The sequence below is a fragment of the Palleronia sp. THAF1 genome, from assembly GCF_009363795.1.
Classification (GTDB): domain Bacteria; phylum Pseudomonadota; class Alphaproteobacteria; order Rhodobacterales; family Rhodobacteraceae; genus Palleronia.
This window is the reverse complement of record NZ_CP045420.1, coordinates 3,110,393-3,134,872: the sequence shown is the minus strand read 5'-3', so window position 1 is coordinate 3,134,872 and position 24,480 is coordinate 3,110,393. Positions and strand designations below refer to the sequence as shown.

Here is a 24,480-nt window from a genome sequence, read left to right as displayed (position 1 = left end):
AGCCATTCGCACGGCAAAGGAAACCGGCTGCGTCAGCGCAGCAACTCATCGCGCGTGGCGGTGAAGTTCGATGCGATCCAGCGCTGCTCGGCCTCGGCCAGCTTGCGACCTATTTCTGCGCCCTTCGCGGTCTGCGCGAAATCCCCGCCGGTCACGGGCAGAACGGCCCCCGCTCCAGCTTCGATCCGCGCGTCCATATCCGCAGGCAAAGGCGCGCTGAAGGTGGCAGAGCGTAACAGGGCGATGTCGCGGGCCGTGTCGGTGCCGTGCCGCCACGCCAGTTCGGCCAGCCCCGCTTCAGAGCCGATTCCGTCGCGCAGCAGAACGCGGCGGGCATCTTCTTTTCGGGACAGGCGCAGGCGATCGGCGACGTCTTCACCGCCAAGGATCGCCAGCCGCCGCACACCGTCCGGAGCCACGCCGATCAGCTCTTCCAGATGCACCAGCGGCGCGAGACCGGCGGGATCAGCGCCCGGTAGCACGCGCGCCAGAATGCCCGCCTGTCCCATCGCAGCGACGGACAGCGCGGGGTCAGAGGCGGCCAGCAGCTTGAGCATCTCGCGCCCGACACGTTCTGCGGACAGTCTCTCCAGCCCTTCCGCACCGTCGGCGCAGGCGGCCAAGGCCTCTGCGTCCAACCCCTCGGAAGCGTCGCCGTACCAAGCGTGGAAGCGGAAGTAGCGCAGGATGCGCAGATAATCTTCCGCAATGCGCTGGCCTGCGTCACCCACGAACCGCACGCGGCGCGCCTGCAGATCGTCCCAGCCGCCCAATGGGTCGACAATGGTGCCGTCGGCCTGAGCATAAAGCGCGTTCATCGTGAAATCGCGGCGGGCGGCGTCATCGGCCACGTTGTCGGTGAACGCGACGGTGGCGTGCCGACCGTCGGTATCCACGTCGCGACGGAAGGTCGTGACTTCCAGCGGCTGCGCACCGATCACAGTGACGGTGCCGTGGTCGATGCCGGTCGGGACCGTCTTGAAGCCAGCCGCTTTCGCAACGTCGATGATTTGGTGCGGTTCAGCACTGGTGGCGATGTCGATATCGGCGACAGGCGCACCCAAGGTCGCGTTCCGCACACAACCGCCCACGAATAGCGCGCTATGGCCCGCGTCGGCAAGCGCGGCCATCAGCCGTTGCGCATCGGGATCGCGCCGCCAGTCGCCGTCGATCTTCATGCCAACCGCCCCGCCAAGGCACGCAGGATCCGCGCCGTCGCGCCCCAGATGTAATAGGGGCCATAGGGTACCGCATAGTAGCGCCGGGTCTGCCCGCGCCAGTCGCGCGATTGCACACTGTAGTTGGTCGGGTTTGCCAGGAACGACAGCGGAACCTCGAATATCTCGGCCACCTCGCCTTCTTCGGGTCGTAGCGGCGGATCGCCTTTGACCATGCCTAGAACAGGGGTCATCCCATAGCCCGTCACAGTCTCATGCCCCGGCAACTCGCCCAGCACGTCCACGGACTCTGGCGGCAACCCCACCTCTTCCCATGCCTCGCGCAACGCGGCGGCGCGGGCAGAGCCGTCGCCCGCGTCGATCTTACCGCCGGGAAAAGCGACTTGGCCGGGATGTTGGGACAGGTGGGCAGCGCGCTTGGTCAGGATAACCGAACCACTTTCGCGCACCGCCACCAAAACCCCTGCGCCGCGCAGGCTACGCTGGCCTTTCGGCATGGCACCGGCGTTCAGGTCGAAGTCAGAAGTCGGCTGGTCGGCACGCCGTAGCGCAGTAACCAGCCGGGCGCGCAGATCACTCACCCGTTCCGGTCGCATCTTGCGCTTCGAACCCCAACGTCTTGGGGTCGAATTCGTAATGCGCGCCGCAGAACTGGCAGTCGGCCGTCACGATGCCTTCGTCCGTCGTCATGTGTTCCAGATCGCGCTGCGAGTAAATCGACAGCGATTGCCGCACCTTGTCTGCCGAACAGGTGCAGCCGAAGCGCACGGGCTGGGCATCGAAGACGCGCGGCTGCTCCTCGTGAAACAGGCGCACCAGCAGGTCGGTCGGCGGCACGGAAGGGCCGACGAGCTCTGTCTCTTCGACAGTGTCCAGTAGAAGGTTGGCACGTTTCCAATTCTCGGCCTCGTCGCCATCCAGAATGTCGTCAGCCCGCATCAAGCCGTCGGAACTCTCGGTTTCTGCATCCGCGCGCAGGGGCGATGCTTCGGGCATGTGCTGCAGCATCACGCCACCCGCACGCCAATGGGGCGCGGCGCCCGGCTCCTGCGCGATGCCGGTGGAAATAGCGAAACGCGTGGGCAGCTGTTCGGACTGCGCGAAGTAGGTTTCAGCGCAGGACGACAGCGAGCCACCGGCGATGGGCGTGATCCCGGAGTACGGCTTCATGTCGTTGCCCTGATCTAGCAGGATCGCGAAATATCCCTTGCCGATCAGGTCGAACGGCACGGAATCGTCGGCGATACGGTCGGCATCATAGCTTGCGTAGGCACGGATTTGGGCGGGAGAGCCATCCTCGCCCGGCGCGTAGTAATCGGTGGCGATCAGACGCGCGGGACCATCGCCGCGCACCTGAAGCGACAGCTTCCAGCGCAGCTTTATGGTCTGCCCGATCAACGCGGTCAGGGTCACGGCTTCGGCCACCAAAGCCTCGATCGCCGGGGGATAGTCATGCTGCGACAGAACCTGCTGCAGCACACCGTCCAGCCGCGCGACGCGGCCGCGGATGTCCGAGCGGTCAAGCTGGAAGGGCAGGACGGTATCGTCCCAGGCAATGGTCTGTCCCAGGGTCATGGGCTTCCTCACGCGTCAGGTTTTCGGCATACCGCGTCCATATAGGTGCGGCAATGCCGCCTTGAACCCCGAAGGGACGCCCATGATCCGCCGCTATGGCCCACCGCCCCTGCGCGACCGCACATATCCCGCCCGTCCGGGCGCCTATGCCGTGCTTTGGCAAGGAGGTGATGTACTGCTGACATGGCAGGGCGGCATCCACGACGAGTTCCAGCTGCCCGGCGGCGGGATAGAGGCGGGCGAGCACCCGATCCCCGCGCTGCACCGCGAGGTGCTCGAAGAAACCGGCTGGCATATGGCGTCGCCGCGCAAGTTGGGCACGTTCCGGCGTTTCACCTTCATGCCGGACTACGACCGCTACGCAGAAAAGGTCTGCCACGTCTATCTGGCCCGGCCCACGCTGCGGATCGGCCTGCCGTCAGAGCCGGATCATGTGCCTGTCTGGATGCCCATCAGAGACGCCGTGAGCAAGTTGGCCAACCGAGGGGACGCCGCGATGGTGCTGCGCGCGTTGGGGGCCTAGGCGCGCCTTTCGATCAAGGTGGCGGACATGTCGTCGGGCAGGTCCTTGTCTCCGACCCACGCGATCAAATCTTGATTGAGCGCATCCAGAAAAATGTCACCGACCAGCGCAGCATGGCGATCCATGAAATCGAGCAGCCCATCTTCGTCCAGCATTTCGTCACTGGGATCAGGGCATTCGGTGACGCCGTCGGAATACAAAAGCAGCCGCCCTCCCGGTGGGATCACGATATCGAATTGTTCGAAACTTACATCGGGCAATAAGCCAATCGGAGGGCCACCCTGACCGATCAAAGTGCGCTCATTTTCCGCCGTTTGAAGAACGGGGTGCGGATGGCCGGCCTGTGCGAAGATGAAGTGCCCACTTTGCAGGTCGAGTTCGCCAACCAGCGCCGTGAAATAATGATCGGTATCGACCTGATCCAGAAACCGCGCGTTCAGACGGGTGCAGATCTCAGTCGGCGGCAGCATCTGTCTGCCGTTCGCGCCCGGTCGCACGGCGACATGCTGGTCGGACGCCGCTTCAGACATCCACGTCGCCAGCCGTGCCGCGATCAGAGCCGAGGCAATGCCGTGGCCCGAGACGTCGAAGCAGTATATACCCAGCCTATCAGTGCCGGTCGTAAGACTGCCGATCAGATCGCCGCCGATATGGCCCGACGGATGCAAAGCGAAACTGACCGTCCAGCCATCGCGCTGCACGGGCGCACTCGGTGCCAGTGACATTTGCAGTTTGCGCGCCTCCAGCAAATCCCGGTCTAGCGCGGCGTTCATCTCTCGCATTTTGTGCAGCGTGGTCGAAATCAGACGGTTCTTTTCCCGCAACTCCTGACTCATCCGCAAAAGCCGTTCACCCGCAGCTAGACGACTACGTAATTCGCCCGCCGCAAAGGGTTTGGACAGGAAATCATCGGCGCCGGTGTTCAAGGCCTGCGCCAGTTCCTCTTTCTCCGACTTCGAGGTGAGGATGATGAAATAGATATAGTCATCGGACCGTTCCGCGCGCACGGCGGTGCACAGTTCAAGGCCAGTCATTCCCGGCATGATCCAGTCGCTGATGACGATGTCGGGTGGTTGGACGCGACAGTACTCCAAGGCCTCTTCGCCGGACGCGGCCTCGCTCAGGATGTAACCCGAAGAGCCCAGCGCGGACATCAGGATGCGCCGCTGAAGGCGGCTGTCGTCCACCACCAGGATACGGATCGCGCCTGCCGGGTCGAGGCATACGATTTCGGCGGGAGCTGTCGCGGTCACGGCGGAGTCGTCCAAAGAGTTCATCACTCTGTCGGTCATACCGACCAACGGTAAAGAGAGGGTTAATCGGCGGGAAACGAAACCTTAACTTCCGTTCGGTAAGACGTTCGGGCACATGCGAAAGCCGAACCGATGATCGACAAAGCACGGATTAAAGAGTTGAGGGACACGTTCGGCGACGTCGAGTTCGTCGAGCTGATCGAGTTGTTCCGAGAGGAAGCCGGAGAGATTGTTGGCGCTTTGCCGGATCGCGCGGGATCTGAGCTTGCGGACGGCCTGCACACACTTCGCGGAAGCGCCGACAACATGGGGTTATGCGATCTGTCGGCGCGGTGCCGACAGGGGGAAACCCAGTTCGCGGCGGGAAACGAGCCTGATATTGAAGACATCACAGCCGCATTTACGGACGGCTTGCGCGCTCTGTCTGCCCACATGGGGTTGCCGTGAGCGCGCCTAGATCAAAAGTTCGGCAAGCGTCTGGTCGTCTGTGATGTCGCGATAGGCGAAGCCACCGGCGTCCAGCCGCGCGAACAGCGCATCGAAATTCTCGGGCTTTGCCGTTTCGATCCCGATCAGCACCGATCCGGTGTTGCGTGCGGACTTCTTGAGATACTCGAACCGCGCGATATCGTCATTTGGTCCCAACAGCTCCAGAAAATCGCGCAGCGCACCGGGACGCTGAGGCATCCGCAGGATCATGTATTTCTTGATACCCGAATAGCGTTGCGCGCGTTCCTTCACTTCCGGCAACCTCTCGAAATCGAAGTTGCCGCCAGTGGTGATACACACCACCCGCTTGCCACGCAGCCGGTCTTTCAAGGACGGCAGCACATCCAAGGACAGTGCACCCGCTGGTTCCAGAACAATGCCTTCGACGTTCAGCATCGTCAGGATCGTGGTACAGATGCGGTCTTCGGGGGCAATCAGCACGCTTTCGGGCGGCACGTCGCGCAACACCTCGAATGGGCGCGCACCGATCCGCGCGACCGACGCACCGTCCACGAAAGAATCGACGCGCGGCAAGGTCACCGGCTCTCCTGCCGCCAATGCCGCCGTCAGGCTGGCCCCACCCAAGGGCTCGACCAGCAGCAGTTCGATGTCGGGCGAAACCTCATCCAGGTACCGCTTCATCCCCGCCGACAGGCCACCACCGCCCACCGGCAGCACGATCATGTCGGGCGCGTCTTCCATCGCGTCCATCATCTCTACCGCGACAGAGGCTTGGCCTTCGATCACGTGCGGGTCGTCGAACGGCGCCAGGAAATGCCCGCCCGCCTTTGCGCAGAACTCCTGCGCGACCTTCAACGTCTCATCGAAGTAGTCGCCCACCAGCTTGATCTCGACGCCCGTGCCGCCGAAGGCGCGGGTTTTGTCGATCTTCTGCGCAGGCGTTGTGACCGGCATGAAGATCACGCCACGCTTGCCGAAGGACGCGCAGTTGAAGGCCACACCCTGCGCGTGGTTACCCGCGCTGGCGCAGACGAAAAGGTCCTGATCTGGATCAGCCTCCAGCGCCTTGCGCATCGCGTTGAACGCGCCGCGGATCTTGTAGGAACGCACGGGCGACAGATCCTCGCGCTTCAGCCAGATGTCGGCATCATACAGCGCGGACAGGTAGGCATTGCGTTGCAAGGGCGTCGCGGGAAACAGCGAGCGCAGACGCGCGGTGACGGCCAAGGCGGCATCGGTGAAATCTGTCATGCCACCGCAGTGGCGCGCTTCGACGCTCAGGTCAATTCGCGGCCTTCGATGTAGTGGCCGTAGATCGTGGTAATCAGGCTTAGACCCAAAACGGTGCTGAACCACTGAATCAAGAAATTCGGGATCGCGAGGTAGGCCAATTTACCGGCAGTCAGAAATACCGCCAGAACCATCATACTCGCCACGGCCATAGTGACACCGGCCATCAGGAACGCGACCACGATCGCGGGCGTGGCTTGCTTAGTCTGCGCCCACGACTCTCGCAGAGAAATCGGTCTATCAACTGCAACGGCTGGTAAGATTGCACTTACACGGCCAATGACCGCCACCAAGGCGAATATATAACCACAGCCCATTACCGCGCCGATCAACGGTCCGCCGTAGGAAAGCAGGTAAGAGAGGACACCAAAGATACCTGCGACGGGCAGGGTGACAAGGACGGTCAGAATACCCTTGATAAGATAGCCTTTCATACGGCTCACGCTGGCCTCCGGCAAAAACCGCTTCGGAGCTTCGCCCAACAGCACATACCTGTGCCACACGACAGCGAGCCACAGTATCGACACTATTGAAAGTAGACACAGGGCCCCGACGCCCAGCAAACCGGACGGTTCCCGGATCATCAGCACACCGTTAACTGTCGGCGCTGTCACTGCGAACCACACGGACCAGATCGCGCCGATGGCATAGGGAACCGCTGTCAGCCGCGTCGTCGTAGGCAAATCGCGCAGCACCATGGCCAACGCGTGTCGAAACAAGTGGTAACCCTTCATCACATCCTCCGCAGCCGCGATCTTGTCGCTACGCTCTGAACAAGATATCCGCGCGGCAGCATTAAGGAGACACCATGACCGCGCCGAAGAAAGTCGTTCTCGCCTATTCCGGGGGCCTCGACACCTCGATCATCCTGAAATGGCTTCAGGTCGAATACGGCTGCGAGGTCGTGACCTTCACCGCCGATCTGGGTCAGGGCGAAGAGTTGGAGCCTGCCCGCAAAAAGGCGGAAGACATGGGTGCCGCCAGCATCCATATCGAGGACCTGCGCGAAGAGTTCGTGCGCGACTTCGTGTTCCCGATGTTCCGCGCCAATGCACTGTACGAAGGGCTGTACCTGCTGGGCACCTCCATCGCGCGGCCGCTGATTTCCAAGCGTCTGGTGGAAATCGCGGCGCAAGAGGGAGCGGATGCCGTCGCCCACGGGGCCACCGGCAAAGGCAACGATCAGGTCCGGTTCGAGCTGGCCGCCTATGCGCTGAACCCCGATATCAAGGTGATCGCGCCCTGGCGTGAGTGGGACCTGACCAGCCGCACCAAGCTGATCGAGTTCGCCGAACAGCACCAGATCCAGATCGCCAAGGACAAGCGCGGCGAAGCCCCGTTTAGCGTGGACGCGAACCTTCTGCACACCTCGTCCGAGGGCAAGGTACTGGAAAATCCGGCCGAGGACGCGCCCGATTACGTCTACCAGCGCACGGTGAACCCCGAGGATGCGCCCGATCAGCCGGAATATGTCGAGGTTGGGTTCGAAAAAGGCGATGCGGTTTCGATCAACGGCGAAGCGATGTCTCCCGCGACGATCTTGACCAAGCTGAACGAGTTGGGTGGCGCGCATGGCGTCGGTCGGCTCGATCTGGTCGAGGGCCGCTTTGTCGGCATGAAGTCCCGTGGCATCTACGAGACCCCCGGCGGCACCCTGCTTCTGGAGGCCCATCGTGGCATCGAACAGATCACGCTGGATCGCGGACAGGCGCATCTGAAAGACGAACTGATGCCCCAATATGCCGAGCTGATCTACAACGGTTTCTGGTTCTCGCCTGAACGCGAGATGCTGCAAGCCGCCATCGACCACAGCCAGCAGCATGTCACCGGCACCGTCAGGCTGAAGCTGTACAAGGGGTCCGCGCGCACCGTCGGTCGCTGGTCGGATCACTCGCTGTATTCCGAAGCGCACGTGACGTTCGAGGATGATGCCGGTGCCTATGATCAGAAGGACGCGGCGGGCTTCATCCAGTTGCAGGCCCTGCGGTTGAAGCTTCTGGCAGCGCGGGACAGACGCTTGAATTGAGGCGATTTCGCATCGCTTAACGCATGGGTAAGCATGGGGTGTTGAACGGCATTCCATGCGCTCACCCTTAACGCTAGCGATGTGACAAATCGTTCAACCTGAAAGCCCGACGTGAGCCAAACATCGCCCGACACCGCCGTCCCCGTGCAATTTTCCGGAAAAGCCGGGGAGTGGTTCGGAATCTGGATCGTCAACCTGTTGCTGACCATCGTGACATTCGGCATCTATTCGGCTTGGGCGAAAGTGCGCAAAGAGCAATATTTCAAGCGCAACACCGCCATCGACGGGCGCAGCTTCGACTACCACGCGACCGGCAAGCAAATTTTGATCGGGCGGATTATCGTCGTGGTCGCGCTTGTCGTTTGGAACACGGTTCTGACGGTCGTGCCGGTCGTCGGCCTGATCCTGACGCTTGCCTTGGTGCTGTACCTGCCAAAACTGATCATCCACTCCCTGCGCTTCAACGCGCGGGTGACAAGCTGGTCCAACGTGCGGTTCGACTTCCAAGGCACCTACGGCAATGCCTTCGTCACTTATCTTCTGGTGCCGATCGGCGTGTTCCTGACCGCGTTCCTGGCCCTACCCTTCGGGTCGCGCAAGGCGGCACGCTTCTCTGTGTCGGGGCACAGCATCGGCAACCACGATTTTCACTTCGCGGCTCCCATCGGCCCCTTCTACCGCGCCTTCGCGATCGCGCTGATCTGGGCCGTGGTCGTCGGCGTCTTCACACTTGGCCCGGCCATCGGGGTGATCGCGCAAAACAGCGCCGCGCTAGAGGATGATCCCGCTATCATGCTGTCGTTCCTTGGCGGCATCTACGGCTTCCTGATCTTCGGCCTGATCCCCGCTGCGCTGATCTACAGCGCCCTGCTGCGCAACACGATCTATGCTTCGACCGAGATTGAGGGCGGCCATCGTCTGCGCTCGACCATCACGCCGGTCAAATATATCTGGATCGCGATCTCGAACACCATCGTCACGGTCCTGACGCTGGGCCTGATGCTGCCTTGGGCACAGATCCGCATGGCGCGGTATCTGGCCCACAACACCCAAATCCTGCCCAACGGCGACCTGAACGATATCGCCGGTCGGATCGCGCATGAGGGCAGCGCTATCGACGACGCCTATGGCGATATCGAGGGGCTGGATGTCGGCCTGCCGATCTAAGCCATGACGGTGGGCGACGGCACCAAAGTTCAGGGACGGGCCTTCCCACCGGGCCGCGCCGCTGCCAGCACAGCTATCCTGATGGCGAGTGACAACGGGCTGCGGCTGGTGTCCGACAGCGACGCCCCACACGACTTCGCACGCACCGACGCGCGCCTGTCCGATCCGGTTGGCCGCACTTCTCGACGCGTGTCCTTCGCCGATGGCACGCTGTTCGAAACGGACGACCATGCTGGGATAGAGGCGCTGATGGGCAGTCGCCCGTCCGCCAGCCTGTTGCACCGGTCCGAAGCGTTCTCTCCACGTCTGATCGGTGTCGTTGCCGCGTCGGTCGCCGGGATCGCGTTGATCTGTCTTTATGCCTTGCCTGCACTGGTGGCCGTCGCGGTATGGTCCACCCCGCAATCCGTGCGAGCCACCATCGACCGCTCGACACTGAGCATCATGGACCGCGCGGTGTTCGACGAGACCGCGCTGTCTGAAGACACGCAGGCCGAAATACGCACCGTCTACAACCACCTGCTGGCCGAACTGCCCGACAACGAGCGCACCCGGTTCGAGCATGGCCTGCTGTTCCGCGACGGCGGCGGCATGGGTCCGAACGCCGCGGCGCTGCCGGGCGGCACGGTCATCATGACGGACGCGCTGTGGTCCGAATTCCAGGACATCGACCTGATCGCGGGCGTGTTGGGGCACGAGCTGGGGCACGTCACCGAACAGCACGGCCTGTCGCAGCTTTACCGCTCACTCGGGATCTACGTGCTGGTCGCCCTGATCGCGGGCGATACCGGGCCGATCATCGAAGATGTGCTTCTGGAAGGCGGCGTGCTGCTGTCGCTGCGCCACTCTCGCCAGCATGAGCGTGAGGCGGATGAAAAGGGTGTGCGTCTGACCATGGATGCGGGCTACGACCCGGAAGGCATGGCGCGTTTCTTCGACTGGGCCGCGGATCAGGGGGCACAGGGCGGCTGGGCGTCGACCCACCCGGACCCCGGCGAACGAGCCGACGATATTCGCGAAGCGGCGCGCGACGGAACGTAATTACGACTCGCGCTTCCCGTTCGCGGCGGGCCGTCTAGATTGCGCTGACCCGACTGGCAGGAGTGCTGAAATGACGATGACAGAGCTGCGCGACCGGATTCAGAAGGGCCTGAACAAGCGCCCGCTCGACGCGTCGATCCAGTTCGATTGCGGGGACGAAGGCGCGATCACGCTGATCGGGGATACCGCGTATCTCGAAGACCGCCCCGCAGACTGCACGCTGCACATCTCGCGTCCCGATCTGGAGAGGCTGCTGTCCGGCAAGCTGAATCCCATGACCGCCTTCGCCACCCGCCGGATCAAGGTATCGGGTGACATGAAGGCCGCGCTGAAGCTGGCGCAGGTGCTCAAGTAGCCAGATCCACCCACTCTGGCCGCCGAATGTAGTTGCGGGTGCTGGACTCGGTGACGGCTTGCAGTCGCTCGTTCAGGGGTGGCAGGTCGGACATGCCCGGCCCTTCGGAGACGTGCAGGGGGCGGCTCCCTGGGTCCAGTTGGGCAACGCGCAGGATGGCGTCTGCAATTTGTTGGGACGGCGGGGTCGCCACATTGCGCAGGATGTTGTCGGTCGCGTCGCGGTGGTCGGCGTAGGCTTTGCGCAGCGCTTCGGGCAGATCGGGCCAGTAGCCGGCCACATCTTCTGCCGCGTTTTCCTTGAACAGCGTGTCGTATCCGCCGGGCTGAACCATCGTCGTCTCTATGCCGAAGGGATGGCACTCATAGGCCATCGCGGTGAACGCGGCTTCCAGCGCGTGCTTCGACGCGCAGTAGGCACCGTACAGCGGGATGGAGTAGCGGCCCAGCGCGCTGGTGACCTGAATCATCAGGCCGGTTCGGCGTTCGCGCATGGATGGCAAGACGGCTTGGGCGACGCGCAGGCCACCGTAGAAATTCGTTTCCATCACCTCGCGGGTGGCCTCCATCGACGCCTCGAGGGGCAGCGGGATGCCGATGCCGGCGTTGGAGATCAGGATATCGACCGGGCCGAACCGTTCCACCGCCTTGGCGTGACCATAGGCAACGCTGTCGTCCGAGCGGACGTCCATGTCGAAGACGGCCAACTCCAGCCCAGCGTCATCGGCCATCTGTGTCAAAGCCAGCGCGGCTTCGGAATTCGCCTCACGCCTGTCCCGCATCGTGGCTGCCACTCGGTAGCCGGCGCGGGCCATCGTCTCTGCCGTCAGGCGACCGAAGCCCGACGAACAGCCCGTGATCAGGACGACGGGCCCCTGCCCCTGCGCGAACAGCCGACCGGGGGCAAGCGTTGTGGCCAGCAATGCGGCGAAGGTTATGCCAAGGGCTGTGCGGCGATTGAGGTCGGTCATGAGGGCTCTCCTTTGCCCCACACACCTAGCGCACCCCCGCGCTGCCGCCCCTCACTCCGGCGTGAGGCGCTGGGCGTAGAGGTCTTCGTAGATCGGCAAGGCACGCTCCAGAAGCTTAGTGGCATCGCCGGTCAGCACTGGCAACGGCCCTTCGGGATCAGCGAAGCCGGTCGAGGCATGGACCGCCCCGTACCAATGCGCCGCCCAAACACCGTCGCTGGGATGCCCGCCGCTCGGCCATTCCAGCATGCGGTCGGTGTAGGGCAAGCCCAGCGCGGCACAGGCGCGGGACAGAATGCCAGCGGGATCGGCGCGAATGTCGGCGCTGTCGAGGATCACGCCGCCGAACCGATCGAACAAGGCGCGTTGCTGCGGGAAGCCGATATCATCGAGCGAGGGTCGTTCGCGCTTGGCCGTGTAGCTGGCGATTACGCGAGCGGGGTGGCGGATCAGGTGAAGGTGCCGTGCGCCATGCGCCCAATCCAGCGGCATCCCCTTCATATGATGCGCCATCAGCTTGAGATAGGTCAGCCCACCGTCGAAGCCCGCGACGACCTGCGCTGGATCGGTCTCATGTCGGGCCAGAATCGTGTCGCGCATGGGGTGACCAAGGCCGGTGCGCGCAAGAAATGGCGCGTAGAACGGCTCATCCTGCACAGCGCAATCGCCCCGCGTGGCGAAGGCATACATCATCGCGGTGGACAGGTTGCGCGGGCCGGACCACGCCGCGATCAGGTCAGGCACAGTCTTCCACCACCAGATCGGCATAAAGCGCACGGATGCGTTGGGTCATCGGCCCCGCTTCGGTGCCGATCACACGCCCGTCGATACTGCCCACAGGCACCTGAGCGCCGAAGGTGCCAGTCAGGAACGCCTCATCCGCGCCGTATGTGTCGACCAAGCTAAAGTTGCGCTCGAACACCGGGATATCGTTGGCGCGACACAGGTCGATCACCTTCTGGCGCGTGATGCCGTTCATGCAGTAGTCGCCGGTGCTGGTCCAAACCTCTCCCTTACGCACGATGAAGAAGTTGCAGGCGTTGGTGGTGTTCACGAAACCATGCACGTCAAGCATCAGGGCCTCGTCCGCGCCCGCCTTTTCGGCGGCGATGCAGGCGAGGATGCAGTTCAACTTGGAATGGCTGTTCAGCTTTGGGTCCTGCGTCATGGGCAGACCGCGCTGATGCGGAACGGTGGCCAGCCGGATCGGCTTCGGCAGCGACGGGACCGAGTGTTCGCAGATGATGACCACGGTCGGCCCGGTGACCGAGAACGCTGGATGCTGAAAGGGCCGCTCCTTGATCCCGCGCGTGATCATCAGACGGCAGTGCGCGTCGTCGGTCATACCGTTGGCGCGGGTCGTATCTTCTAGCGCGGCGATGAGGTCGGAACGGGACATACCGATGTCGATGTCCACCGCCAACGCGGCTTCGAACAATCGATCCATGTGGTCATCCAAGAACGCCCAGCGCTCGTTGTGCAGGCGCATTCCCTCCCAGATACCATCGCCCAGCATGAAGCCTGCGTCGTAGACCGACACGACAGCTTCTGCGCGGGGCCTGAGAGAGCCATTCACCCAAATCAGGATATCGGCGTTGCGCGGGTCGTCGTGTGCGGTGTGCGTTGTCATGCGGCGAAGGGACCGCAGCCTGATCGTTTGCGCAACCTCAAAGACGGGTTTCTCGCGTTGGGAGTTCATTAACCATTCGGCAGCAATTTTTCTGAAAAGGAGGTGCCGATGTTAACTTATTGGCTCTATCGATCTGTCGCCTGCATTCCGTCGCGCTCTACCGACGAAGCTATGATCTATCTGCGGTCGCGGCAGCGAAACATCGAATGCGGCATCTCGGGGTTCCTACAACGGGAGGGGTCGCATTTCGTTCAATATCTGGAGGGCGCTGACGATCAGGTTGCCCACATCAAACGTTTGATCCAAGCCGACTGGCGACATCGGGATGTGCAGACCTTATCCGAAGGACCGCTGCAAACGCGTCGGTTCGATGGTTGGGACATGGCGCTGACCGAAACGGAAACCGGATTCTTCGGCGTATTTCAACGCATCCATGGCCGTTCAGCCGATCTCTCAACGGCAAGGACCGAAGAGTTCGTGGCCTTCCTTGATCACCTGTCGTCCAGTGGCAAAGGCCAGCGGGATGATCCTGCGTGGAACGCGGAAATACCTAATGCGGCGTCGCCTGCTTTTCGGGAAACAGCCAACTCGACAGAGGGACGATCAGCTTCGTGACGACGGGGATCAGTGCAAGTCCAAGAACCAAACCGATGATCCCGTCCAAGAACGCCGTCACACCCCATTCGACGGCGCCCGCCAGCGACTCCGGCACGGACGCCGCAGCTCCGACAGCGAGATCGTGAATCACGTCATAGGGCAGATGCCAGCCAAGCTCGTTCAACGCATGCACGATGATATTTCCGCCCACCCAGATCATCGCCGCCGTACCGATGACCACCAGCAGCAGCATAACGGTCGGCATACCGCGTACGATCCCCCGACCTAGCGACTGCACGAACCCGCTATTGCCCTCTGCCGCCATGTGTAGACCCACATCGTCGGCCTTCACGATCAACGCGACGGCCCCATAAACCACGATGGTGATGATGATACCCGCCACCGCAAGGCTCGCGCCGGTCATCCAGATCGACACATCTTGCGGCAACGCGTTCAGCACGATGGTCATGATTTCGGCCGACAGGATGAAGTCGGTCTTCACCGCGCCCTTCACCTTTTTCTCTTCCAGCTGCGCGGCGCTCAGCTTTTCGGACACCAGCTCTTCGGAATGGTGATCCGACGGGTTGATCTTGTGCCAGACCTTCTCTGCCCCTTCGAAGCACAGATACGCGCCGCCGATCATCAGCAGGATAGGAATGACGAACGGCGCGAACGTCGCCAGCAAAAGGGCCACGGGAAGCAGGATCACCAGCTTGTTGAACAGCGATCCGCGCGCGATCTTCCATACGATAGGCAGTTCGCGTTTGGCGGAAAAACCCTGCAGATATTTCGGCGTCACCGCCGCATCGTCAATCACGGCGCCCGCCGCCTTGCCCGACGCTTTTACGGCTTGGCCGACAACATCGTCGACAGAAGCCGACGCGACCTTGGCGATGGCCGCGACATCGTCGAGAAGGGCGATGATTCCGCTCATGGAAAACCTGCTTGATCGGGCCGCACCCGGCGGCGGCGTAGGCGGATATCATAGCGCAACCCTCTGCCGCGGCCACCGCCAATCCACCGTCACACCCGCGTGAGACAGCGCAGCAATGCTTGCAACCAAACCATCTGGCGCAAAGGGTGCAGGCAAGGAGGACGATCCATGACATTTTCACTGAAACCATTGGTGGCCGCATTCGGCCTGATCTTCGCGGCGGGCCACGCCACCGCCGCACAGCAGACCGCCTATCTGGCCGGCGGTTGCTTCTGGTGCGTCGAAGCTGACTTCGAAAAGGTGCGCGGCGTCGGCGACGTCGTCTCTGGCTTTGCAGGCGGCGCCACGGCCAACCCGACGTACGGCAATTCCGGCGACCATTTGGAAGCGGTGCGCGTGCCGTTCGACGACACACAGATCAGCTACCGCCAGATCTACGACATGTTTTTGCGCTCGATTGATCCGCTGGATGCGGGCGGGCAGTTCTGTGACCGCGGCTTGGAATACACCACCGCGATTTTCTACGAGACCGCAGCTCAGCGCCAAGCGGCAGAAGCTGCCAAGGCCGCGGCCGAGCAACAGTTGGGCCGGGATATCGTGACCAAGATCATGCCAGTGAACGAGTTTTCTCCGGTCGGCGAATACCACCAAGACTACTACAAGTCCCAGGACCGCGTGGCCTTCACCCGCTTTGGCGTCGCTGTGCCGAAGAACGAAGCCTACGTGCGTTACCGGCAGGGCTGTGGCCGCGACGCGCGGGTCAAAGCCGTGTGGGGCGATGCGGCTCCCTTCGTGAAGTAAGTTGCGATCCGGAGCCGCCCGTGATGCGGTGGCCCCATGATCCAGATTGCCGACGCCGACATCACCCACGCCCGCGCCCTGCGCCATGACCTGCACCGCGCGCCCGAACTCTCGGGGCTTGAACATCAAACAGCCAAACGCATCGCCACCGAACTGCGCGATGCCGGTGCAGCCGACGTAGTGACGGGCTTGGGCGGGACCGGGGTCGCAGGCGTGTTTCACGGGTCCAAGCCGGGTCGCACGTTGATGATCCGCGCCGAACTGGACGCGCTTCCCATCGTCGAGGAATCCGGTGTCGACTGGACCTCCGACACTCCCGGCACCGCTCACCTTTGCGGCCATGACGGCCACATGTCGATCCTGATCGCCTTGGCCCGTGCCTTGGGGCGCGGCTTCGAGAAGGGCCGCGCTATCCTGCTGTTGCAGCCCGCAGAGGAAGACGGCGCAGGTGCGCGGGCGGTTCTGGACGATCCCCGCAGCCGAATGCTGAAACCCGATCTGGTCGTGTCGCTGCACAACCTGCCGGGGCTGGCTTTGGGCCATGTGGCCCTGAAAGAAGGTCCGATGGCCTGCGCGTCACGCGGAATGGCAGTGCGGCTGACCGGGCGCGCGGCCCATGCGTCCACGCCGGAACACGGCATCTCCCCTCGGCGTGCCTTGGCAACGCTGATGGAAGGGCTGACCGACTTGGCAGAGGCGACGTTCCCCGATCCAGAGTTCGCATTGGTCACTGTGGCAGGCGTCTCGATGGGCGGCACCGCCTTCGGCGTGGCACCGGGCGACGGCGAAATCCGCTCCACGCTGCGGACGCTGACCGATGCGCGGATGGATCTTCTGATTGAACAAGCCGAAACCATGGTGCGGGACACCGCACAAGGCGAAGGCTTGGACGCCACGATCACCTACCACGAGGTTTTCGAGGCCACCGGGAATGATCCGGAACCCGTGAAACATCTTCGCCACGCGCTCGACGCGGCCGGCATCCCGCATAGCGAAGAAGGCCAGCCATGGCGCCCGTCAGAGGATTTTGGACGGCTGAACGCCCTCGCCCCCGCCGCGATGCTGTTCCTTGGCTCAGGCGAAGTGCAGCCGCCCTTGCACGATCCGCGCTACGATTTCCCCGACGACCTGATCGCCATCGGGGCAAAGCTCTGGGCGGCAGCCATTACCCAGATCTGCTAGGCGCCGCGCCCCGGTTCTTAGTTTTCGCAAATACTCATCTACGCCATGTCACAGGCGGCGATGGCTGCCATGTTCAAAATCTCGCTGGCGCCCATACCGGTCGTCGCAACCTGCACCGGCTTGCGTAGGCCCGTCAGGATCGGCCCCAGCACCGTGGCCCCGCCCATTTCCGCCATCAGCCGCACGCTGATCGACGCCGAGTGTCGCGCGGGCACGACAAGCACGTTGGCAGGGCCGGTCAGGCGGCAAAACGGGTAGTGTTTCATCGCATCGGCGTTCAGCGCCACATCCACCGTCATCTCGCCATCGTATTCGAAATCCGCCCCGCGTGCGTCCAGCACGCCGGGGGCCAGATGCATCTTGGCAGCGCGTTCGGACACCGGGTAGCCGAAGGTCGAGAAGCTGACGAAAGCGACCCGAGGCTCCAAGCCCAGCGCGCGCGCCACATCGGCCCCGCGCGCGGCGATGTTGGCCAGATCGTGCTCATCGGGCCATTCGTGAACCAGCGTATCGGCGATCAGCACGACGCGGTTGTTGCGGATCAGCGCGGTGATGCCCACTGCCCCGTCCTCTGGCCGCGTGTCGAAGACGTGGCCCACCAGATCGAGCACATGCGCCGACTTGCGCGTGGCACCCGTGACCATCGCGTCGCCATGGCCATGCGCCAGCATCAGCGACGCGAAGACGTGGCGGTCGCGCGCGGCCAGACGATGGATATCCGTCCGGTCGTAGCCGCGCCGTTGCAGGCGCTCGTAAAGGAACGCCTTGTAGGTATCGAGATGCGGGGTCGAAGCCGCGTTGACGATCTCGAACGCGCCCATCTGTTCGCGCAGACCCTCTGCCTCAAGCTTCGCCGCGATATCGCTTTCGCGGCCCACGACCAAGGCCTCTCCCAAGCCCTCACGCCGGTAGGTGATGGCGGCTTTCAGCACGCGAATGTCGTCGCCTTCCGCGAAGATCATGCGAGCCTGACGCGCGCGGGCTCGGGCGAAGATCGACTGGATGATCGAACTCGTCGGGTCCATCCGCGCCTTCAGCGCCTGCTCATAGGCGTTCATGTCCACGATGGGCCGCCGGGCAACGCCGGTATCCATACCCGCCCGCGCGACGGCGGGCGGAATGCGCCAAATCAGGCGGGGATCGAAGGGGGTCGGGATGATGTAGTCGCGTCCGAACTTCAGGTTCTGACCGTAGGCCAGCGCGACCTCGTCCGGGACGTCTTCACGGGCCAATGCCGCCAGCGCCTCGGCGCAGGCGATCTTCATCTCGTCGTTGATGGCGCGGGCGTGAATGTCGAGCGCACCACGGAATAGGTAGGGAAAGCCCAAGACGTTGTTGACCTGGTTGGGGTAATCGGACCGGCCTGTGGCCACGATCACATCCTCACGCACCGCGTGCACCTCTTCCGGCGTTACCTCGGGGTCAGGATTGGCCATGGCGAAGATCACGGCGTCCTTGGCCATCGAACGCACCATGTCCGCCGTTACCGCCCCCTTGACGCTGAGGCCCAGGAAAACGTCCGCGCCGTCTATGGCCTCGGCCAGCGTGCGGCTGTCGGTGGCGGCGGCATGGGCAGATTTCCACTGGTTCATGCCCTCTGTGCGGCCTTGATAGATCACACCCTTGGTGTCGCACATGATGCAATTGTCGTGCCGCGCGCCCATGGCCTTGAGGAGTTCAAGACAGGCGATTCCGGCTGCGCCTGCACCGTTCAGGACGATGCGCACGTCTTCGATCTTCTTGCCGGAGATATGCAATGCGTTGATCAAACCCGCCGCGCATATCACCGCCGTGCCGTGCTGGTCGTCGTGGAAGACGGGAATATCCATCTCTTCCTTCAAACGCTGCTCGATGATGAAGCACTCGGGCGCCTTGATGTCCTCAAGATTGATGCCGCCAAAGGTCGGCCCCATCAGTTTCACGGCAGCGCAAAAGGCATCGGGGTCTTCGGTATCCAATTCGATGTCTATCGAGTTCACGTCGGCGAAACGTTTGAACAGGACCGATTTGCCCTCCATCACCGGCTTCGAGGCCAGCGCGCCAAGATTGCCAAGGCCCAGAACCGCCGTGCCGTTGGAGATCACGGCGACCAAGTTACCCTTGTTCGTATAATCGTAGGCCTGTCCCGGATCGGCGTGGATGCGCTCGCAGGGCACCGCGACACCGGGGGAATAAGCCAAAGACAAATCGCGTTGCGTGGCCATCGGGACGGAAGCGGCGATGTCGAACTTGCCGGGGCGCGGGTGCATGTGGAACAGTAGCGCCTCTTCATCGGTAAATTTCTTGGCCATCGTCCCCTCCATGTTGCGGATGTTCTTGGTCGCATGAGGCTTTTAAGCGCACCAGTGAAAACTTTGCAGGGAACGCCACGCGGCATGGGCGCTTAAGTTTTCAGGAGGACCACACATGGCCATGCTCGACCTGAAAGACGTCTCGCCCCGGAACGACGATGACACCGTGAACGTCTTTGTTGAGACGCCAAAAGGATCGCGGCACAAATACGATATCGACGACCACGGCCTTGTGCGCATTGCGATCGAAATGCCCGAGGGCGTGACGTTCCCCTGCTCGTTCGGGTTCGTTCCCAACACCATCGCGCCGGACGGAGACGCGCTTGATATCGTACTGCTGACTGCCGGAGAGGTGCCGGCGCGGTCCCTGATCCAAGCGCGGCTGATCGGCGTGCTGAAGATGGAAAACGACGAGGGCGGAGAGATGACGCGAAACGACCGTGTTGTCGCCGTCGCCACGATGAGCCGAGTTTTTTCCGACATCACCGAGCTGGAACAACTGCGGTCCGGGTTTGCGTGGGACATCGAGCAGTTCTTTGAAACCTACAACGACATGATCGAGCGGCCCTTCAAGCTGGTGGGTCGCGGCAATGCGGAAGAAGCGCGCAAGATGCTGATGACGGCCATCGACGCGGCCTGACTTCACCCCATTCCGCGCCTGCGTTAGACCGTCCCGACAGGGACAGGGGGCTGCTGCGTGACCGATCAACCAACGCCGATGATGGCGCAGTACCTGGGGATCAAGAGGGATCACCCCGATGCGCTGCTGTTCTATCGCATGGGCGACTTTTACGAGCTGTTCTTCGATGACGCGGTCGCCGCAGCGGCGGCGCTTGATATCGCGCTGACCAAACGCGGCAAGCATCTGGGCGAGGATATCGCCATGTGCGGCGTGCCTGTGCACTCGGCAGAGGGCTACCTGCTGACGCTGATCCGCAAGGGCTTTCGCGTCGCGGTCTGCGAGCAGCTGGAAGATCCGGCAGAAGCCAAGAAACGCGGCGCGAAGTCGGTCGTGAAACGCGGCGTCGTGCGGCTGGTGACGCCAGGCACGTTGACCGAAGAATCCCTACTCGACGCACGCCGGCACAATTATCTGGCGGCCTGGGCGGATGTGCGCGGTGAGGGGGCGCTGGCGTGGGTCGACATTTCTACCGGTGAGATGCGCGTGACCCCCTGCACGCGAGTCCGACTTGGCCCGGAACTCGCTCGGCTGGCGGCACGTGAGGTTTTGCTGAGCGAAACGGTCGAGGGTGAACTGGCCCCCTTGGTGACCGACATGGGCGCGGCAACGACGGCCCTGTCGCGCGGATCATTCGATTCGACCACCGGAGAGGCACGGTTGTGTGCGACCTGGAAGGTGGGGTCGCTGGACGCGTTCGGATCCTTTGCACGGGCCGAGGTGTCGGCAATGGCCGCGCTGGTCGACTATCTGGAAATCACGCAGAAGGGGAAGCTGCCCCTGCTGCGCCCCCCGGTGCGCGAAGAACCAAGCGCCGTCATGCAGATCGACGCCGCGACGCGCCGCAATCTGGAACTCACACACGCGCTGTCGGGTGGACGCACGGGATCGCTTTTGTGGGCGGTGGATCGGACCGTGACTGCACCGGGCGGTCGGTTATTGGAACGACGGCTGACAGCCCCATCCCGCGATTTGGGCACGATCCGCGCGCGGCAGTCGGCGGTGGCTTGGTTTCACGATGACTGGCGCGCTTGTGCAGACCTGCGGACAGCGTTGGGCCGGGTGCCGGATATGGACCGCGCGCTGTCTCGGCTGGCGCTGGAGCGAGGCGGTCCGCGCGATCTGACAGCGATCCGCGATGGGCTGAGCCGGGCGGCGGAGATTGCGGACGGGATGCGCGGTGACTTGCCCGACCTGCTGGCCGACGCTTTGGAAGGTTGTCGTGACCATGACGCGCTGATCGAGATGCTGGATGCCGCTCTGGTGGCCGAACCGCCTTTGCTGGTGCGCGACGGGGGGTTCATTGCCCCGGGGTACGACACCGATCTGGACGAGGCGCGCAAGCTTCGGGACGAGGGACGCGGCGTGATCGCAGCGATGCAGGCGCAGTTCGCGGAAGAAACCGGCATCAGCGCACTGAAGGTGAAGCACAACAACGTGCTGGGCTACTTCATCGAAGTGACGGCGACCCACGCCGACAAGATGCATGGGCTGGACCGGTTCATTCACCGGCAGACGACAGCCAGTGCCGTGCGCTTTACGACGATCGAATTGAGCGAGCTGGAGACGAAGATTCTCAACGCAGGATCGCGGGCGCTGGAGATCGAGAAGACGCTGTTTGCTTCACTGTCGCAGGCGGTGGTCGAGGCGGCGGCGGATGTCGGGCGCGCGGCACGGGCCTTGGCGGAACTGGATGTGCAGAGCGCGCTGGCCGATCTGGCGCGGGCCGAAGACTGGGTGCGTCCGGTGGTGGAAGACAACCGTGTGTTCGACATCGCGGGCGGGCGGCATCCAGTGGTCGAGCGTGCATTGAAGGCACAAGGCGGCGGAGCGTTCATCCCCAACGATTGCGACCTGTCCGACGGTAGCGGGGCCGCGTGTTGGTTGCTGACGGGGCCGAACATGGCCGGTAAGTCCACATTCCTGCGCCAGAACGCCGTGATTGCATTGCTGGCGCAGATGGGGGCTTTCGTTCCTGCGGATGCGGCGACCATCGGGGTCGTCAGCCAGTTGTTCAGCCGCGTGGGCGCGGCGGATGATCTGGCGCGGGGGCGGTCGACCTTCATGGTCGAGATGGTCGAAACGGCGGCGATCCTGAACCAGGCGGACGATGCGGCGTTGGTGATTTTGGACGAAATCGGGCGCGGTACGGCGACCTATGACGGCTTGTCGATCGCTTGGGCCACGCTGGAGCATCTGCACGACGTGAACCGCTGCCGCGCCTTGTTCGCCACCCATTACCACGAGTTGACGCGGCTGGCCGAAAAACTCGATGGCGTGCGCAATGCGACGGTGACGGTCAAGGAGTGGGAAGGTGAGGTCATCTTCCTGCATGAGGTGCGCAAGGGATCGGCGGATCGCAGCTACGGCGTCCAAGTGGCGAAGCTGGCAGGGTTGCCGGGGGCCGTGGTCGCGCGGGCAGAGGTCGTACTGGCCGCGTTGGAAAAGGGCGAGGCGGAGGGCAAGCGCGCAACGCTGGTGGACGACCTGCCACTGTTCTCTGCCGCGCCGACATCCCCTGCGAAAGCAAAGAGGTCCGATGTGGAAGCACGTTTGGCGGAGCTGCATCCCGACGAGTTGACACCGAAGGCCGCTTTGGAACTGGTGTATGAGCTAAAGGGGTTGGTGAAGCCGACCTAGCTTCACCGTTCCGACAATACCTCGGGGGAGCGCGGAACGCGCGGGGGCAGCGCCCCCTACCCCGCCAGGAGTTTATCGATCCGGCCGATGGCTTCTTCGATACGTTCCAGACTGTTGGCGTAGGAAAACCGCACGAACCCTTCGCCCATCGCGCCGAAGCTGGTGCCTGAGACTGTCGCAACACCCGCTTCAGTCAGGAAGCGATCCTGCGCTGTGCGGCTGTCCATGCCAGTGCCTTCGATGTTCGGAAAGGCATAAAAGGCGCCGCCCGCGTCGGCGCAGCGCACGCCGGGCAGGTCGTTCAGGGCCTTCACGATATAGCGGCGGCGGGTGTCGAACTGGGCAACCATGTCGCGCACCTCATCCTGCGGACCGGTGAGCGCGGCGATGCCGGCATGCTGGGTCGCGGCGTTGACGCAAGAGTGGTCGTTGACGCAAAGGCGGGTGATGGGCTCGACCAGCTTATCGGGCCATACGGCGAAGCCGAGACGCCAGCCGGTCATCGCGTAGGTCTTGGACCAGCCGTCTAGGACGATCAGGCGGTCGCGTATGCTGGGATAGTTCAGCAACGAGACATGTTCGCGCCCGTCGTAGAGCATCTGAGAGTAGATTTCGTCCGACAGCAGCGCGACGTGGGGGTGGGCTTCGAGGCCAGCGACCAGCTTGTCTATCTGCTCTTTCGGGGTGACGCCGCCGGTGGGGTTGGCGGGGGAGTTGATGATGATCAAGCGCGTGCGGTCGGTGATCTGGCCCAGCACCATCTCGGCGTCGAAGGCGAACCCCTGATCTTCGGACAGAGCAATGGGAACGGGCGTCGCGCCGGTATAGTTGATGACTGACTCGTAGATCGGGAAGCCGGGGTTGGGATACATGATCTCGGCCCCCGGTTCGCCGAAGGCCATGACCGCGAAGAACATTGTGGGCTTGCCGCCGGGTTGGACGATCACATTGTCGGGGCTGACCGTGGCGCCGTGGCGGCGGTGCAGGTCGGCGGCGACGGCTTCGCGCAGGGCGGGCAGTCCGTTGGCGGGCGTGTAGCCATGCGCGCCATCTTGGAGGGCCTTGATCCCGGCCTGTACGATGTGTTCGGGCGTGCGGAAATCGGGCTGGCCGATGCCAAGGTTGATAATGTCCTGTCCCTGCGCGGCCAGTTCCCCGGCACGAGCGAGGACTTGGAACGCGCTCTCGGTGCCCAGACGCGACAGGCTGGCGGCGAGCTTCATGCCTTGGGCGTGGCGCTGACACCGACCTGTGCGGCACGCAACAGACGATCGTGGATCATGAAGCCGACGGTCATCACCTGAATGATGTCACCTTTGACGGTGTTCGGAACCGGCGCTTCGAACATCGCCTCATGAATCTTTGGATCGAAGCGGTCGCCGACCTGGGGTGCCACGACTTCGACGCCGTGCTTGGAAAAGACGTTCTGCAATTCGCGCAGGGTCAATTCCATACCTTCGATCAAGGAGGCGTTGGCTTCGCGGTTCTCTTCCGGGATCGCTTCCATCGCGCGCTGGAGGTTGTCGTAGACGGGCAGCATGTCGCGCGCCATCTTCGAGCCGCCGTAGTTCTCTGCCTCGCGCCGTTCGCGGTCCGCACGCTTGCGGGAGTTTTCGGCGTCGGCAAGGGCCCGCACGAAGCGGTCCTTCAGCTCGTTGTTCTCGGCCCGGAGTTGCTCGACTTCAGCGGCGATGCCATCGGTTTCGCCGATTTCGGGGATGTCGTCCCCGTTGGCGAGCGCATCCAAGTCGAATTCCTCGTCCCCGGTACGGGGCGCGGACTTGCGTTTGACCTTGTCGGCGGCCGACACGCCGGCGTCGTCTTCGCCTTTCAGCATCTCATCGATGGCGGCCTGGATGTCGCGTTCGTTTTCGTCAGACATGATGCCTCGTATTCTA

General features: G+C 63.1%; 24 protein-coding genes. 11 read left to right on the top strand and 13 right to left on the bottom strand.

Features of this window, described 5'->3' with window-relative positions; all coding sequences use genetic code 11:
- Nucleotides 1–32: 32 nt before the first annotated feature.
- The 3 genes from FIU81_RS15670 to FIU81_RS15660 are packed head-to-tail and all read right to left on the bottom strand — an operon-like array spanning nt 33 to nt 2,753.
- Nucleotides 33–1,178 (bottom strand): CCA tRNA nucleotidyltransferase, encoded by a 1,146-nt coding sequence (locus FIU81_RS15670; protein ID WP_124110158.1) that lies wholly within the window; start codon nt 1,176–1,178, stop codon nt 33–35.
- Complete coding sequence (locus FIU81_RS15665) at nt 1,175–1,759, bottom strand: CoA pyrophosphatase (protein ID WP_254695942.1); 585 nt, start codon at nt 1,757–1,759, stop codon at nt 1,175–1,177. Before FIU81_RS15665 ends, FIU81_RS15670 begins: the two co-directional genes overlap by 4 nt.
- Entirely contained in the window at nt 1,752–2,753 is a 1,002-nt protein-coding gene (locus tag FIU81_RS15660) for an Hsp33 family molecular chaperone HslO (RefSeq protein WP_124110160.1), read from the bottom strand. The genes FIU81_RS15665 and FIU81_RS15660 overlap by 8 nt, the downstream gene beginning before the upstream one ends.
- Before the next feature lie 82 nt (nt 2,754–2,835).
- Between FIU81_RS15660 and FIU81_RS15655 the strand changes: the two genes are divergently transcribed.
- Nucleotides 2,836–3,276, top strand: coding sequence for an NUDIX domain-containing protein (locus FIU81_RS15655; RefSeq protein ID WP_124110161.1), 441 nt, complete (start codon nt 2,836–2,838; stop codon nt 3,274–3,276).
- On the opposite strand, the gene FIU81_RS15650 is transcribed toward FIU81_RS15655, so the two are convergent.
- The gene (locus tag FIU81_RS15650; protein ID WP_254695941.1) at nt 3,273–4,568 is read right to left on the bottom strand and encodes a PP2C family protein-serine/threonine phosphatase; all 1,296 of its coding nucleotides are present in this window, start codon (nt 4,566–4,568) and stop codon (nt 3,273–3,275) included. The genes FIU81_RS15655 and FIU81_RS15650 overlap by 4 nt on opposite strands.
- 93 nt (nt 4,569–4,661) lie before the next feature.
- Here FIU81_RS15650 and FIU81_RS15645 point away from each other — a divergent pair, with 93 nt between their 5' ends.
- Nucleotides 4,662–4,976, top strand: a complete 315-nt coding sequence (locus FIU81_RS15645; protein WP_124110162.1) for an Hpt domain-containing protein — start codon at nt 4,662–4,664, stop codon at nt 4,974–4,976.
- A gap of 6 nt (nt 4,977–4,982) precedes the next feature.
- On the opposite strand, the gene ilvA is transcribed toward FIU81_RS15645, so the two are convergent.
- Both ilvA and FIU81_RS15635 read right to left on the bottom strand, forming a co-directional pair.
- On the bottom strand, nt 4,983–6,230 hold the full coding sequence (gene ilvA, locus FIU81_RS15640) for a threonine ammonia-lyase IlvA (RefSeq protein ID WP_124110163.1): 1,248 nt from the start codon (nt 6,228–6,230) through the stop codon (nt 4,983–4,985).
- A gap of 26 nt (nt 6,231–6,256) precedes the next feature.
- Nucleotides 6,257–7,003 (bottom strand): hypothetical protein, encoded by a 747-nt coding sequence (locus tag FIU81_RS15635; RefSeq protein ID WP_124110164.1) that lies wholly within the window; start codon nt 7,001–7,003, stop codon nt 6,257–6,259.
- Nucleotides 7,004–7,077: 74 nt separating this feature from the next.
- Between FIU81_RS15635 and FIU81_RS15630 the strand changes: the two genes are divergently transcribed.
- The 4 genes from FIU81_RS15630 to FIU81_RS15615 all read left to right on the top strand — a co-directional run bounded on the left by FIU81_RS15630 (nt 7,078) and on the right by FIU81_RS15615 (nt 10,858).
- Complete coding sequence (locus tag FIU81_RS15630) at nt 7,078–8,295, top strand: argininosuccinate synthase (protein WP_124110165.1); 1,218 nt, start codon at nt 7,078–7,080, stop codon at nt 8,293–8,295.
- Nucleotides 8,296–8,406: 111 nt separating this feature from the next.
- The gene (locus tag FIU81_RS15625; RefSeq protein ID WP_254695940.1) at nt 8,407–9,462 is read left to right on the top strand and encodes a YjgN family protein; all 1,056 of its coding nucleotides are present in this window, start codon (nt 8,407–8,409) and stop codon (nt 9,460–9,462) included.
- A 3-nt stretch (nt 9,463–9,465) separates the two neighbouring features.
- Entirely contained in the window at nt 9,466–10,503 is a 1,038-nt protein-coding gene (locus FIU81_RS15620) for a M48 family metallopeptidase (RefSeq protein ID WP_124110166.1), read from the top strand.
- A 70-nt stretch (nt 10,504–10,573) separates the two neighbouring features.
- Nucleotides 10,574–10,858: an SCP2 sterol-binding domain-containing protein gene (locus FIU81_RS15615; RefSeq protein WP_124110167.1), complete on the top strand. Its 285-nt coding sequence runs from the start codon at nt 10,574–10,576 to the stop codon at nt 10,856–10,858.
- On the opposite strand, the gene FIU81_RS15610 is transcribed toward FIU81_RS15615, so the two are convergent.
- Genes FIU81_RS15610 through FIU81_RS15600 form a run of 3 tightly spaced genes read right to left on the bottom strand, consistent with a single transcriptional unit; the run spans nt 10,851 to nt 13,458 of the window.
- On the bottom strand, nt 10,851–11,828 hold the full coding sequence (locus FIU81_RS15610; protein WP_124110168.1) for an SDR family oxidoreductase: 978 nt from the start codon (nt 11,826–11,828) through the stop codon (nt 10,851–10,853). The genes FIU81_RS15615 and FIU81_RS15610 overlap by 8 nt on opposite strands.
- A gap of 51 nt (nt 11,829–11,879) precedes the next feature.
- A complete protein-coding gene (locus FIU81_RS15605; RefSeq protein ID WP_254695939.1) occupies nt 11,880–12,572 on the bottom strand; it encodes an HAD family hydrolase in 693 nt (230 codons plus the stop codon).
- Entirely contained in the window at nt 12,565–13,458 is an 894-nt protein-coding gene (locus FIU81_RS15600) for an aminotransferase class IV (protein WP_124110169.1), read from the bottom strand. Before FIU81_RS15600 ends, FIU81_RS15605 begins: the two co-directional genes overlap by 8 nt.
- Nucleotides 13,459–13,566: 108 nt before the next feature.
- Between FIU81_RS15600 and FIU81_RS15595 the strand changes: the two genes are divergently transcribed.
- A complete protein-coding gene (locus FIU81_RS15595) occupies nt 13,567–14,073 on the top strand; it encodes a BLUF domain-containing protein (RefSeq protein WP_124110170.1) in 507 nt (168 codons plus the stop codon).
- Here FIU81_RS15595 and FIU81_RS15590 read toward each other — a convergent pair.
- The gene (locus FIU81_RS15590) at nt 14,009–14,989 is read right to left on the bottom strand and encodes a DUF808 domain-containing protein (protein ID WP_124110171.1); all 981 of its coding nucleotides are present in this window, start codon (nt 14,987–14,989) and stop codon (nt 14,009–14,011) included. The genes FIU81_RS15595 and FIU81_RS15590 overlap by 65 nt on opposite strands.
- 168 nt (nt 14,990–15,157) lie before the next feature.
- On the opposite strand from FIU81_RS15590, the gene msrA reads away from it, so the two are divergent.
- A complete protein-coding gene (gene msrA / locus FIU81_RS15585) occupies nt 15,158–15,790 on the top strand; it encodes a peptide-methionine (S)-S-oxide reductase MsrA (RefSeq protein ID WP_124110172.1) in 633 nt (210 codons plus the stop codon).
- A gap of 36 nt (nt 15,791–15,826) precedes the next feature.
- Complete coding sequence (locus FIU81_RS15580; protein ID WP_124110173.1) at nt 15,827–16,972, top strand: amidohydrolase; 1,146 nt, start codon at nt 15,827–15,829, stop codon at nt 16,970–16,972.
- 38 nt (nt 16,973–17,010) lie between these two features.
- Here the strand turns inward: FIU81_RS15580 and FIU81_RS15575 are convergent, their stop codons facing one another.
- A complete protein-coding gene (locus FIU81_RS15575) occupies nt 17,011–19,263 on the bottom strand; it encodes an NADP-dependent malic enzyme (RefSeq protein ID WP_124110174.1) in 2,253 nt (750 codons plus the stop codon).
- Nucleotides 19,264–19,378: 115 nt separating this feature from the next.
- Here FIU81_RS15575 and FIU81_RS15570 point away from each other — a divergent pair, with 115 nt between their 5' ends.
- Nucleotides 19,379–19,903, top strand: a complete 525-nt coding sequence (locus FIU81_RS15570; RefSeq protein ID WP_124110175.1) for an inorganic diphosphatase — start codon at nt 19,379–19,381, stop codon at nt 19,901–19,903.
- A 78-nt stretch (nt 19,904–19,981) separates the two neighbouring features.
- Entirely contained in the window at nt 19,982–22,582 is a 2,601-nt protein-coding gene (gene mutS, locus FIU81_RS15565; RefSeq protein WP_124110756.1) for a DNA mismatch repair protein MutS, read from the top strand.
- Nucleotides 22,583–22,638: 56 nt separating this feature from the next.
- On the opposite strand, the gene FIU81_RS15560 is transcribed toward mutS, so the two are convergent.
- Together FIU81_RS15560 and FIU81_RS15555 are read right to left on the bottom strand one after the other, a co-directional pair.
- Nucleotides 22,639–23,805, bottom strand: a complete 1,167-nt coding sequence (locus FIU81_RS15560) for a pyridoxal phosphate-dependent aminotransferase (protein ID WP_124110176.1) — start codon at nt 23,803–23,805, stop codon at nt 22,639–22,641.
- Nucleotides 23,802–24,464: a nucleotide exchange factor GrpE gene (locus FIU81_RS15555; protein ID WP_124110177.1), complete on the bottom strand. Its 663-nt coding sequence runs from the start codon at nt 24,462–24,464 to the stop codon at nt 23,802–23,804. The genes FIU81_RS15560 and FIU81_RS15555 overlap by 4 nt, the downstream gene beginning before the upstream one ends.
- Nucleotides 24,465–24,480: the final 16 nt, after the last annotated feature.